The 13,107-nt window shown below is 62.7% G+C and carries 8 protein-coding genes and 1 pseudogene; 3 read left to right on the top strand and 6 right to left on the bottom strand.

All coding sequences use genetic code 11. The features are described from left to right. The first annotated feature begins 4 nt into the window (after positions 1 to 4). Both ACZ7OH_RS32335 and ACZ7OH_RS32330 read left to right on the top strand, forming a co-directional pair. Positions 5 to 1,186: a hypothetical protein gene (locus ACZ7OH_RS32335; protein WP_470284286.1), complete on the top strand. Its 1,182-nt coding sequence runs from the start codon at positions 5 to 7 to the stop codon at positions 1,184 to 1,186. A 24-nt stretch (positions 1,187 to 1,210) separates the two neighbouring features. Continuing rightward, complete coding sequence (locus ACZ7OH_RS32330) at positions 1,211 to 1,579, top strand: hypothetical protein (protein ID WP_470284285.1); 369 nt, start codon at positions 1,211 to 1,213, stop codon at positions 1,577 to 1,579. Positions 1,580 to 2,137: 558 nt separating this feature from the next. Here ACZ7OH_RS32330 and ACZ7OH_RS32325 read toward each other — a convergent pair. The 6 genes and pseudogenes from ACZ7OH_RS32325 to ACZ7OH_RS32300 form a co-directional block, all read right to left on the bottom strand. Further along, positions 2,138 to 2,947, bottom strand: a pseudogene (locus ACZ7OH_RS32325) (IS701 family transposase); the annotation flags it as partial. Positions 2,948 to 3,050: 103 nt separating this feature from the next. Next, positions 3,051 to 4,346 (bottom strand): IS256 family transposase, encoded by a 1,296-nt coding sequence (locus ACZ7OH_RS32320; RefSeq protein WP_470284284.1) that lies wholly within the window; start codon positions 4,344 to 4,346, stop codon positions 3,051 to 3,053. A 74-nt stretch (positions 4,347 to 4,420) separates the two neighbouring features. Then, positions 4,421 to 6,529 (bottom strand): phospholipase D-like domain-containing protein, encoded by a 2,109-nt coding sequence (locus tag ACZ7OH_RS32315; protein ID WP_470284283.1) that lies wholly within the window; start codon positions 6,527 to 6,529, stop codon positions 4,421 to 4,423. Continuing rightward, complete coding sequence (locus ACZ7OH_RS32310) at positions 6,526 to 10,371, bottom strand: AAA domain-containing protein (RefSeq protein ID WP_470284282.1); 3,846 nt, start codon at positions 10,369 to 10,371, stop codon at positions 6,526 to 6,528. The genes ACZ7OH_RS32315 and ACZ7OH_RS32310 overlap by 4 nt, the downstream gene beginning before the upstream one ends. Before the next feature lie 291 nt (positions 10,372 to 10,662). Then, on the bottom strand, positions 10,663 to 10,944 hold the full coding sequence (locus ACZ7OH_RS32305) for a hypothetical protein (RefSeq protein ID WP_470284281.1): 282 nt from the start codon (positions 10,942 to 10,944) through the stop codon (positions 10,663 to 10,665). Positions 10,945 to 10,984: 40 nt separating this feature from the next. After that, positions 10,985 to 11,857 carry an N-6 DNA methylase gene (locus tag ACZ7OH_RS32300; RefSeq protein ID WP_470284280.1) on the bottom strand — a complete coding sequence of 291 codons (873 nt, stop codon included), beginning with the start codon at positions 11,855 to 11,857 and terminating at the stop codon, positions 10,985 to 10,987. 81 nt (positions 11,858 to 11,938) lie between these two features. Between ACZ7OH_RS32300 and ACZ7OH_RS32295 the strand changes: the two genes are divergently transcribed. Beyond that, positions 11,939 to 12,994: a hypothetical protein gene (locus ACZ7OH_RS32295; RefSeq protein WP_470284279.1), complete on the top strand. Its 1,056-nt coding sequence runs from the start codon at positions 11,939 to 11,941 to the stop codon at positions 12,992 to 12,994. The last annotated feature ends 113 nt before the right edge of the window (positions 12,995 to 13,107 follow it).

Raw genomic sequence — 13,107 nt, 5'->3', positions numbered from 1 at the left:
CAGCATGGACGACCGCGAATTCACCGAGCTTCTCAGCCAGTCGTCGGTGGGCAGCGAGGCCGCGGAGGCCTTCGCCGCCAAGGCCTCCGCTGGTCACGACGACCTCGTCCTGGGGCACCTCGCCGAGTTCGACCGGTCAACCCGGGAGCAGCACCTTGCGCTGTCCACGTCCGCAACGGCGCTGCGGGCCAACGGCTCGTGCCTGACTCCCGAACGACTGAAGGAGCTCAAGGAAGAACTGCAAGTCCGGCAGACGGATCTGGTTCGCCGCCGGCGTGGGCTACTTGAGCGTGTCCGCATCGACAACGCGGATCGCAGCACTCGCCGCTACCCGCGTGCGCTGCTCGAGCAGCGCATCATGCAATTGCTGACCACGCACTGGGCGGTGTTCCAGTCTAGCTACGCGGTGGCGCAGTGGTCGCTGCGCCGAGAGTATTTGCCCACCTACGCACGCACGGCCATTCTCGGCACCCCCGGAGCCGAAACCGAGGAATCAGGCCCCGTGGTGCTGCGCGACGATGTCGCACTTGTGCTGGACGGGGCCAAGGTCGAGGAACGCCACGGTGACCAGCACGACGTGACCCGGCTCGAAGCCTTCTTCCCCTACGAGATTCCGGTGACCTCGCCCTCGGTCGAGTCGGTCGACCGGTTCATCTACTCAGTGCGCGACTGCTTCTATCTGGTGGATCTCGCTCCGCACGCGTATGTCACGCCGCTCGATCCTCGCGTCAACGCACCAAGCACCAGCGCGATGGTCGCGGTGATCTGGCGAGTCGCTGACCCGCTGCAGTTGGTCAGACAGTCAGCACAGACCCCGGAGCTGGACGAGGCGATCGAGGCGATCGTGCACAAATGGCGGCGAAGAATCTTGGAGGACTGCCGGCTCAGCGGCACGATAACCCCCGAATTGGGCAAGCGATTCGCCGCCGACCAAGCCTGGCAGCAGTTCGGATTGATCGTGGCTCTGCAACTGTGCAGAGGAGACTCCCACAAGGAGCCCGATGAGGTGAGCAGCGACTCCTGGAAGTTCCTGCTGGCCGCATCGAAGGACAAACGACGCTGGTTCCCTGGAGTGCTGGAGGCCTTCGACAAGCACGAGGAGCGATTTGGGGTGCCGGTTGTGGAAACTCCGCAACCACGGAGGCAGTTGGACCCGCTCACCGATACCGGATCCACTCGACTGTAGAACACGCTGTTCTCGATAGGTCCGGTGGCGACACCTGCGGAGTTCGTCACGTTCGGCCGGCCCGCCCCGGCGCACCGGCCGAACGTGCAGCTCGCCGCGTTCTGTCGCTTTCCGCTACAGCCGCATCCCGTGGTCGTGGCCGGGGCCGTGGCGCAGGTGGTCGTAGTACTGCTCGTGACGCCGGTGGTCGGCGAGTTCGCGCTGCAACTGTTCGCGGCGTTCGGCGCGGTCTTCGGCGGTGTCGAGGCGCCGGCCGGTGTCGCGTCGCGCGAGGTCGTCGCGCCTGCGGACGTCGCTGGGCTGGCCACGGCGGTGGGCCTGGCGCGCATCGTGGGTCTGGTGGGTGCCGACGAGGACCCTTTCGGCGAGGTCGGCCCAGCGCGTCGTAGGTGACCGACGTGCCGACTCCGCCGGGTAGCGAGACCGCCGTCGGTCGGCCGGCGCCGTCGTAGGACAGGGTGGCTGTGCCGTCGGCGGCCGTGGTGTCACCGGACAGCGGAGACAGCCGGTCAGGCCGCCGTTTGGACGATCGTAAAGATGGACACTAAATCGCCCCAACTCCTGGGTAGCAAAAAGCCCAGGTCGTTGACCTGGGCTTTGCTCCCCCGCTTGGACTCGAACCAAGACCCCTTCAGTCAACTGGAGGTTCTAGACGTGGGCCGGCGTCAGTCGATATCGAGCGTCGCGGCCCCTCGTCAGTGTGATCGGCAAACCGGCGGGAAGCTGGCGTGGCCCTCGCTACTGTGATCGGGAAGCCAATCGGCCGGTCCTCTGAGCTAACGTGAACGGCCAGCGCTGCCGAGCGGCCCGATCCGGTTAATGTTGCCCTGAATGTCGCGATCCTCGCCGGCGCCGCGGCCAACGATGCTGTCCCCGCTGTTCCACTTAGACCCAGCGACGTCGTCGCGATCCTCGCTGTCCGCGGCGGCGACGGGCCCGTCAGCCAGCCCCGAGCGGGATCCGCGCCCAGTCGTACTCCCGCGGCCCGTGCGCACCGGCCCCGACCGACAGCCGCCGCCACGACCGGGCGGGCAGATCCGCAATCAGCTCATCCGCCCGGGCCTCGGCATCGCCAGTAGTGCTCAGCAGGTCGTTGACCTTGGTGGCCAACACATACGCGGCGTCGTGGTCCTCCAGCCGCACCCGCAGATACTTGACCTGCCCGTACGTCTCATCAGCGGTGACCCACGCGAACGGGCACATTCGCGGCGAATGCCCGCGACAGCATCGCCATTGCTTGCCGCGGCTTCGTATCGAACTCGATCCCGTCAGCGATCCCCGCCCGCCGTCACCGATCGGGGTCGGCGCACCAGGGCTCGGGCAGATGCAGCGCCCGATCGATCAGCGCATGCCCACGAGGCGAGGCATAGGCCAGGAACGTGCCGATCTGACAGTTCTCAATCCGCCCCGCCGTTCCGGAGTACTGCCGCCGCACCCTCGCCGACATCGCGCCCTTCTTCAGGAACCCGGTGTCGTCCACGGTCAGCACACCACCGGGCTCCCCGAGATGCACGACGACGTAGTCCCGCACATCGTCACAGACCCCCTCGATGCCCCAGCCCGCCCGCCGCAACAGTCGCTGCATCCCATCCGGCGAGACTTCGCCGGCCCGCTCGGCCAGCGACCTCCCGTTCTTCCGCTCCAGACCCGCCCGCAACCAGTCCGGACACCTACTCTTACGCCCGACCGCCGTGGCTCCGACCACGTGAACCGGCCCGCGATCCTCCCGTCCACCCGATCCAGCTGGTCCAGCTGGTCCATCACCACATCGACCACCCCAGCATTATCTACCACACATCACCCAAGTGCCATTGCAGCGCTAAGAGGGGGTCTATCCCGTGATCGGTGTTTCCGGCGTTGTTGATCAGTAGGTCTCGGCTCCCGGCCAGCGGTCACCAAAGGTGATGGCGAACGCGTTGATCACTGGTTTCCAGCGCATCGTCCATCGGGCGCGGCCGGTCCCGGTCGGGTCCAGGCTACGGGTCACAAGATACAGGCACTTCATCGCGGCCTGCTCGGTCGGGAAATGCCCTCGTGCGCGAATCGCCCGCCGATAACGGGCGTTCAGCGATTCGATCGCGTTCGTGGAGCAGATCATCGTCCGGATTTCAACGTCGTAATCGAGGAACGGAATGAACTCTTCCCAGGCGTTGCGCCAGAGCCGGATCATCGCCCCGTACTTCTTCCTCCATTTCTCCTCGAGCTCGTCCATCGCGATAGCCGCGGCATCCGGACTGGGCGCAGTGTAGATAGGTTTGATATCCCGCTTCACCGCGTCCCAATCCTGACGCGCGACCAGCCGGAAGGTGTTCCGGATCAAGTGGACAATGCAGGTTTGAACAATAGCTTTCGGCCAGACGTTCGCCACCGTATCGGGGAGCCCTTTGAGGCCGTCACAGACCAGGAAGAACACGTCGGCCACGCCGCGGTTCTTCAGGTCGATCAGCACGCTCATCCAGAACTTCGCGCCCTCGCCGCCGGTGCCCATCCACAGGCCCAGGACGTCCTTGCGGCCGTCGATGGTGACGCCGACGGCGGCGTAGACGGGCCGGTTGGCGACCTGCCCGTCGCGGACCTTGACGTGGATTGCGTCGATGAACACCGCCGCGTACACGGCGCCGAGCGGGCGGTTGGCCCAGTCGTTCATTTCGGCGACGACCTTGTCGGTGATCCGCGAGATCGTCTCCTTGCTCACCGAGGCTCCGTAGATTTCCGCGAAATGCGCGGATATGTCGCCGGTGGTCATCCCTTTCGCATACAGCGACAGCACGATCTCGTCCACATCCGTGAGTCGCCGTTGCCGCTTCTTCACGATCTGCGGCTCGAACGTGCTCTCCCGGTCCCGCGGAACCTCGATAGTGACCTCGCCTGCGGCATCCGAGATCACCGTTTTCGCCCGTGCGCCGTTGCGCACATTCGTCGACTCGCGATCCGGGTCGGCCTGGTTCTTCTCGTGGCCGAGGTGCTCGGTCATTTCCTCGTTGAGGGCGGTCTCCAGGACGTTCTTGGTGAAGAGTTTCAGCAGGCCGTCCGGGCCGGTCAGGGCCAGCCCGCGAGCTTTCGCTTCGGCCACCATCGCCGCCGCGGCGGCCTGCTCCGGCGACAGCTCCCGCGCCGGCTTGGACTCACGCTTACGTGGACTCACAAGGTCTGATGTCATCACTCACAGTGCCCATCCCGCCGGACCTCCGGTCCGGCGTGTCGGGCCGGAAACACCGATCGTGGAACAGTCCCCTAAGAGGAGGATGCAACTATATGATTGAGCTCGTCTGTCACAGCGGTGTCAATTGCCTCAGTATGCGCGGCCAGCGCTTGGAGGTACTCGCGCGCAACGGATGAACTAGCAAGGTTAATTCCCAATTCATCACGTTCATAATTCTGGGAATGCGCGAAATGGAGAAGTTCGTAGCTCGTTACAAGCACAGTGTGAGCGTCTTCAATGAGCAACTTGCAATGGATATGCAAAGGCGTTGTGTTGATGACGAGCTTTCCCTGCGTGTCCGTGGCCGAGTTGCGAAGCGTGGCGATCAGCTCGTCCGTTCCGGTGCCATCGCGCTCGCCCCACAGGAGCGTGACGTTCACGTCACGAGCGAGTGTTGCTCGTAGAGTTGCCAGGAAGTTCGGCCCCAGAGCATGCGCTGAAAGGCGGTGCGAAGTGATCACGATGCTTGTGCGGGCTCGCTCTAAGGACTGAAATAGTAAACGTCGGTGCGACGCAGTATACATCAGTTCGGCAACTGCCAGCCCGGCGTCCGCGGCTTTCTGTTCCAAGGCCGAGAGCAACCGCGTCAGGTCGGACCGCGCGATGCCTTCGCCGCGGTTAACGTCTGGTAGGTTGAACCAAGCCGTGAGGCCGGCGACCAGACCCCGTAGTTGCTCTGTGAGCGTTAGTTGAGGGCCCATCTCTTGGAGCCACTCAAGGGTTTCGACCATCTCAAGCAGATTTACAAGTGGTCGGTTAACTGGTGGAAGAGGGTAGGAAGGGGCCGGCAGTCCCGTCCATCCCAACTGTTCTGGACGCCATCGAAGTTTCCGCTGGACGGATGCTGGACTCAGTCGGCGTGCCCAGTCAAGTGCTTGGGGTCCGAGGTCGGGACTACTGGCCAATACTGCGACCTCGAACAGCGGCGACGCCGGGGGCGAGCTCAACAGATTCATACTGCCGAGGAGCACGTCTGCGGCGCCGCGAATGACGACTTTGGCATGGGTCGAGCTGCCTGTTTCGGGCTCGCTGACGACGTCAAGCTCAGACAGTATCTCGGCTGCATCTTCGGTCTCGACGCGTTCGATGCCATGGATGACAGCGACCGGTGGAACCGGTGGTCGGAGTGCTGAGAGCCATCCCGAGCCCAGCTTGTTCACAAATGGGCAGACGATCACAGCTTGCGGACCAGCGTTGACCAGGGCCTTTGCTTCCTCGTTGATCGCAGCACTGCCAATGATCGCCCGCACCACGGACATTTGGTCTATTACTTCTTTTGCCCTGCGCAGAACATCTATGACCTCCTTATTGCGGCAATTTCCACGGCCAGAGGACACCTTGTCGGCGAGAGCACGTAGCGACGGGAGCCGAGCCCCGCCCTTGCTCGGACGCCTTTCGCCGCCTTCGATGATGCGCGGCTTGAGTGCGGCCCAGAACCAAGGGTGTCGCCGGCGGAGGTCGAGCACAAGGGATTCCATCGCGTCGACATCAGCTTCAGATAGCTGATGGTTCGGGTCGAATGCAAGGGCAACCGAGGCTAATTCTTTGGCAGTGTCGTCGCCTTCGAAACATTCGTACGATGCAAGGAAACCTCCTTCCCGGACAATGGTGACGGCGTTCATGTCGAGTTCCCTTACTCGTTCTCCCTGCCGTTGCAAAATGGCGTTCGCGGCAGTAACGACGGCTGCCTCGTCGAGATTGCCGATTTCGGTAAGGTCAATGACCGAGGTGAGAGGTCGGTCGTTCTCTTGGAGCTGTTTCAACCAACGGCTTCGGCTCAGCTCGCCAGTACATCTGTTCAAGGTCAGTTCGATCTTGCGCCGCCCCGCTGGAGCAGCTCCGCCGAGCGGAAGAGACTTCTTCAGGCTTTCGTCGCACTGTACCGCGTCGAGCGTCTGTCTGGGAACGTGAAATTTGCCTTTGCGGAAATCGACCACGAGCAGATTGCGCCGTATTAGGTCGTTGCACAGTTCCATCGTGGTGCGCAGTGTGAGCCCGAACATCGACTTGAGGTCTGGTAGAGTGTCGACACCAAGCGACACCGCTCGGAGGACATGCTTCTGGATTGGCTGCAGCTCACTGTTGTCAATACTCGTTACCGTCAACCGGAACGTGACAGCCGGAAAGTAGAGGCGCGTCATTCGGGGATCACCTCGTCGGACGGTTCGTCGAGGTCATAGAGCACATCGATGGTGTCGGGCGGTAGTTCGACAAGGTCAATCGGAGTGCTGTCGTCCAAGACTCGCCGTGGCTTCGAATGGTCCGTTGCCCCCTCATCGACGGGCACGGCCCGGAGCGGAGGAACGGGAAACAGGCCAACATCACCGGAACTTTCACTGTCAGGCCAGTTCTCGACCATGCTTAGGAACTCTCCGAGCTTGCCGGCTTTCTCGCCAAAAACCCGCACGTGACTCGCATCGCCGACGATGACGAGAAGTGAACGTGCTCGGCTCAGCGCGACGTTAAGATCGTTAGGTTTCGTGATGCTGCCCAGGGCGCTCTTGGGGCGCTCTTCCGTGTTACTCCGGGTCAAGCTCAACAGCACCACGTCTGCCTCCTTTCCTTGGCATGCCATGACGGTGAACGCTTGCACGCCGTCCTCGTACTGATCCGCGATCTCGTTCAACAATTCGTGTTGTGCCTCGTAGATCGACAGCAGCATGATCGTGACGTTTGGGTCTTGACCACGGAGTAGGGCCACGAGATTTCTGATGTGTTGGGCCTCGAATGTGTTCCGCTTGCTGGTTCCAACTGGGGGAAGAGAATCTTCGCGACGTTCCGGGGAGGCACTGGTGTCCAGCCAGACCAGGGCTCGTCCCGACAGCTGGTCGGCTCCGTTCGCTCCATCGAGGTGGAACGGGTGAGATCGTTGTTCCCGCGACCTGGCGGGGTGCAGCACCCGCTCGTCGCCACTCCGATAGAAGAGTCGGTCGACGAGATCGACCAGGGTCGGGTGCATGCGGTAACACTGATTCAGTGTCGCTCGCTGTGGCCTTGTCGCCCGGCTAAACATGTGCGCGAAGAGATCGAGGTAACGGACAGCACGGTGTGCCGAAACCGGAATTTGATCGAGTGCGTTCTTAAGGGATTTTTTGAGTTCGCTCTCGACACTACTTAGGAAGGCTGCTTCGAATATGTCGGCCTTGAAGGGCCTCAACTGGTTGTGATCCCCAATGAGCAGCCATCGATGCGCCCGAAGTAGAGGGAGAAGCAGTTCCGTGGCGGCAGCGCGGCCCGCCTCTTCGACAATGACCCAGTCGAACTGCTCGACGTCGTGATAGCTGAGTCGTTCGGTTCCATAGCACGTCGCGAAGACCAGGTTCGCACTGCGCAACAGAAGTTGCTCGAAGTCAGAGTGCCGCGAGTCGAGCAGTCCCTGCCAGCTCAATGCCAGCTCTTCCAGCTTTACGACATCCACGGTTGGCTCGGTGGTATGGGCCTCGGTCTCCTGGACCTTGCGTCGAGCCCGGACGAACTGGCTCGCTCGGCGATCGGATAGGCGGGCGAACTTCTCCACTACGGCCGGTGGGTAGAGCGCACGAACCTGGTCGGAGCTGGTGTGGTACCGGGCTGGTAGACGCATGACTGTGCAGTCCCTGAGACCTGGAACCTTTTCCAGCACGCCTTCGACAAGAGTGTCGAGTGCGTCGTTCGCTTGAGCTGACACAAGTACGCGAGCAGCCGCATTGGCGTGGAGGATCTGCGCGACAACCTCGGCCGCAGTAGTTGTCTTGCCCGTCCCGGGAGGACCCTGGAGGAAGAACGCGGGGTACGCTGCTAGGCATGCGTCGAGGACTTCAAGCTTGTTCTTGTCAGGTTTTAGATCCGTTGCATTGTCAGCAGTCAGCCACTCATGTGATTTCTCGGGTAGTCGTCGATAGGCAGCTGAAGGGTCCGTCAACAGGCCGAGTCGGTAGTTGTCGGCGCCAAGACGTTTGAGGCCCCGCCTCTGTGCGGTCAAGGTTGGGTCGAAATCGTGTCTGCGCACCAATACGTTGGCCGGGAAAGCGGGTGAGTTCGGCGGCACCCGCAAGGTCATTGTCTGCGTGTCAGGGTCGTGGTCGGACAGGATCCCGAACGGTACGCGCGAGCTTCCGCGCATGCCCGTCGGAGGAACAATCTCCACTTTGGTGGGCTTCGCAACGATTTCACGTAGCCAGGCCATGAAGTCCTTACGCCGCTGACTGGTGTTACGGAAGTAGGCGACGGACGACGTGCTGTCGACATAGCGGGTGTCACCGTCCGGGTCGTACTGGAGCGTGATGAGCCGCTCGCCGAGGACAGCTTCGACGTCTCGCGCCGCCGCGTCGTCGGGCATTGTCGGATTGATGTCAGGTTGGTCCGCGATCACCCTTACCGCGTACGTCTGCGGGTCGCGTTCAACGTCCTTGAGATTCAAAGCCTGCCCTAGTGCAGCCAGGGCCACCAGGTTTTCTGCGTTGTGTTCCTCCTTGTTGCTCCTGCCGGCGCGTTCCTGTAGAAGCGTGACCAGATCGTCCCAGCGTCCCCACTTGTTCGAGTCAGCGCCGCTGTTCGCGATCGATGTAGCATGGCGGACCGAGCGGACTTCGACTCTTTGCAGGGGAACCGTAACCAGACCTTCCAGATCATGCGCATCCGTGGCGATGTGCTTCAGGTAGGCCAACCAGGGACGCTCCCTGCCGTAGACATTGTCGCGGAATCGTTGCAGCAGGTATACGCGGCGTTCGCCGCGCAGATACCAACGTCCAATCCCTTCGCTGTCATCTGCGTACTTGTTATTTTGAGAATCCGGAAATCCAAGTTTGAGGACACCTTTGAGGTCGGCCTCCAGTTCCTCAGCGACAAGTTCAGCCTGATCGTCCACGTCCATATCGAAACGAGGATGTTCAAGCGGTTCGGTCCAGTCGAGGTATTCGGCGGTGTTCGAAGGTGAAAAAGCGAATACAAAGGGCTTGTCCAATAGGTCGCGATACATGACTTGCTGGAACAAGTCTCGGACGCGTCGCGCCCGCGCGAGTAGTTCGCCCGCGGTCGCAATGCGAGCGTCCGGACTGAACTCGGTCATGTCCAGTAAAAGATTCTTGAGGTCCGCCTGTGCCGCGATATTATTCGACAGAGGCTCGCGATTAACCCGACTGTAGATCTGCTCTTGGATCCATTCCAGATGAGCGTACTCATCATACCCACCTTCAACGGGGAGGAAGTCCAAAGTATGACCCGTCAGAAGTGGGCGAGTAAACCACTCAACCAGGCAGATGCCAAGGCTGTAAATGTCCTGCCGGTAGTCTTCACCTGGCTGGACCATAAGCCCGTTTACGTCCAGCACGGAGTTCGTGAGGAACGCAAACCGCTCGGGTGCGACGTACGCCAGTCGTCCAGAAAAGGCAGAATCTATGGAGAAACTATCGGGAGCAGGAGCCCATAGGTAGTTGTTCATAAATACGCTCATCCCGAACCCGGTAATCGCGGCGCGGAGCGGCGTCTGATCCCATAAGCAAATAGTTTCCGGCGTTATTTCACGGTGAATTATGCCTTGTGAATGCAGTTCGAACAGTGCTTCGCAAATCATGACCATGAGGTCAACCTTGGTTGGCACTTCGTGCAGTTTTGCACCGACCACACGTGGATCGCTCAGCGCCTCAGCCAAGGTCGCCTTGTGACCGTCCTCCCATGCCACATACAGGGTGCCACTCGGACGGTCCTCGTTGCCATCGACAAAACGGACGAGTCCTAGCCTGCGCCATTCTTCCGGCAGAAGCCGCGTCAGGATTCGCAACTCGCTCTGCCACATCGTGGTCGCGAGTTCGCGAGAGTCCCCCTCGACACCTAGGAGGTCGTAGACCCGCAGCGTCACGGCCTGAGCTTCTTCGGCGTCGTACACCTTCAGCAGAGCATGGCCGTCCTGCTCCATTACAACACGGCTCTCGGCACGGAAAACGAAGCGATCGTGGTACCGCTGAGTTAGGTCGACACCGAACATCCGATCCAGCAAGGTGGTCAATTGATCTCCAAATGAGGATGCATCTAGAAGATTGAGCCGTGCCAGGTATCCTGGCGGACGCCCTGTCAGTCCTTCCACCCAGCTGTGTGATCTGCGGATAATCACTATGATCGACGGGCGATTGATTTTGGTTACACGTTGGCGGCTCCAGTCGAAGGTAGCCTTGGTAACCGTTTGGACACGAAGACCTTGATCTGGTGCGGCAGCATCGTGAACTCGACGGGGGATCGATTCGAGCTGGACACCGAGGTGGGCGCCTCCGCCACGGGATGAAGGAGGCCGACTGGACGTTCACAGCTTCCGCGGCCGTCCGCCTCCGGCTCCCTGGCCGGGACGGCCGGCCGCCCACGTCTCGATCTCAGGCCTGCGACCCCGGGCCCACCCCGGCGTGCGGCCGATGATGACGTCGGGCTCGGGAAAAGGATGGGTGTCGGCGTAGCGGGTACGCCAGTTGGCGACCGCGCGGTGGGTGATACCGAACCAGCCGGCGATCTCGACCATGTCGACGTAGCGATAGGTCGTATCCGGGTTCGCCGGAGGACCGTCGGTGATCTTGCGCTGGCCGTCGCCCACCCGGCGAACCTAGCAGGAATTCCGGGCATGACCTGGGCGCTTACCTCGGCGTGTTCTCCAAGTCCAGCGCCGCCAGCACGCCCCGCAAAGCGTGGACCTCCCGCTGGAACTGCATCTTCCGCTGCGTAGCCGCGGCCGACCAGTCCGGTTCGGCAAGCGGCTCGCCGACATAGAGAACGACGTTCGGACCGAGCTGCCAGAGCACGCTGTTGACCGCGGCGGCCGCGACCGCCAGCTCGTCGACGTCGGCGCCGAACCAAGTCAAAGCCGTCGGATCCAAGCCGCGATTGCGGATCACCTGCGCCGCCGCCCGGAAGAGCCCGCCGGTGCCGACCGTGTCGTCGACAAAGGCCTGCCCGGGCTTGACGTCACCGAGCATGACCGAGGTCAGAGCGAGGGCGACGTCTCCCGGGGTGTACATCTGGGCGTCGACCTTCGTGGCAGCCGGGGACCGCAGCGCTCCGAGCACCGGCCCGAGCAGATCGGCGTCGAACCGGCGGTCACCACTGATCAACTCGAGCTGTCCTGCCGCGAGGGCGGCGTCGGCGGTGCGTTTGATGCGGTCCGCCAGCTGCTCGCCCGCCCCGTGGAGCCAGCCCACGATGGGCGCAGCCATGCGCAGGACGTCCGGTCGCTGCACCAGCACCGCCCGCCACACCCAGCGGGCCAATCCGAGGAATTCGGCTGGCGACCGGCCGCGGACCCACTCCGCGAAGTCGGCTTTCCGGCGTCCAGCCAGGCCGGCGAGCGCCAGTGTGGCGACGATCCCCAGCGGCACTTCCGGCCCGTCAGGGCCGCCGCCCCGGCGCCAAGCCCGAGCCACCTCGACGGCGATCTTCAGGGCATCGCACACGGCGTTGATCGGGTTCCCCGGCTCAGCCGCGCCCGCTCGGTGATTCATCGCGTCCTCCAACAAATCCTTGTTGACTTAGTACTCACGGTTTGCTTACCGTAAACCGGGAACACTAAGTACACAAGGTTTTATGGAGCCGCGATGACGTCGAACCCCAAGCCGGCCCGTTGGCGGCCACCCGCACCGCGGGAGCTGCCCGCTCTGCGCGAGCACCTCGCCGACTATCTGCAAACCGAGTACGCGTACCTGTTCACCGCGAAAGCGCTGCGAGAAGGGCGCGGCACTCTCCGGCCGGACGCCGGCCCGGAAGCCGGAGCCGTGCTCCTGCTGGCCGATGAGTATCAGCGGCTCTGCAACGCGCAGCTGTTCTACGTGACCGCCGACATCACGAAGCTCGTCCGCCAAGCGGCGCCGAGCCTGGAGAACAAGTGGGAGATCCAGCCACACGACCTTCCGGCGCGGACCGGTTTTATGCTGTTCGCCGAGCCGATGGCCGAGTACACCCGGGACACCGACGGCAAGCGGATCGACATCGTCGGTGTGTCGTGGGGCAGCACCGAACTGCTGACCAGCGAGACCGGCGGGCTGTGGTTGAGCTTCTGGAGCGTCACGGACTTCGCGGCGACCAAGAGGCTGGCCCGCGAAGCCGGCGCCACCGAGCGCGAGGCTGAGATCTCGGCCCGACGCCAACACGCCGAACTGACGTGGGACAACGAAATCTACATGCCGTGGGGCGCGACCGCGCCGGCGATCGACAAGTCGTTACCACGCATCCGATCGATCGACCCGAGCCAGGTCGCGGCCGCCGAGACGACGATCACCTGGCTGCAGACCGTCCACGCGGGCTGGATCTTCTGCAGCCCCAACACGTTGACCGACACCGCGGAGGAACATCTGCCCCGAACTCAGCGCGTCCGGGCCGAACGCACGGGGCACACGACGTCATCGGTTCGCGTCGTGTCAGTGCGGCATCGAACGTCCTCGACGTCCGCGCGCCTGGGCGAGCCTTCGGGTCGCACCGTGAGCGTGCGGTTCCCGGTCGCTCCGTTCTTCCGGCGCCAGGCTTACGGACCCGGTCGGCAGCTGCGCAAACTCACGCCCGTCGCCGGGCACTGGAGGGTGCCCGCCGACGCGCCGGTCCAAATCTCCAAGAAGGTCAACCTCGTCGACACCCCACTCGACCGTCCTCGCAGTTGAAGGAATGTCCACAATGGGCATGGAAGCCTACTTCAGCGAAACGTACCCTGGCTGCGATGCCGCTGTCGGCAGGAAGCACGATCGGATGTGCGACGTCGCACGCTGCCTGAAAT

The sequence above is a fragment of the Amycolatopsis sp. NPDC114478 genome (genome assembly GCF_055633805.1).
The sequence above is the reverse complement of the archived record's forward strand: the minus strand, read 5'-3'. Positions and strand labels throughout refer to the sequence as shown.

Coding starts and splice junctions, on each gene's coding strand:
- ACZ7OH_RS32335 (WP_470284286.1), top strand. CDS start 5: ATGGACGACCGCGAATTCACCGAGCTTCTCAGCCAGTCGTCGGTGGGC.
- ACZ7OH_RS32320 (WP_470284284.1), bottom strand. CDS start 4,346: ATGACATCAGACCTTGTGAGTCCACGTAAGCGTGAGTCCAAGCCGGCG.
- ACZ7OH_RS32315 (WP_470284283.1), bottom strand. CDS start 6,529: ATGACGCGCCTCTACTTTCCGGCTGTCACGTTCCGGTTGACGGTAACG.
- ACZ7OH_RS32295 (WP_470284279.1), top strand. CDS start 11,939: ATGACGTCGAACCCCAAGCCGGCCCGTTGGCGGCCACCCGCACCGCGG.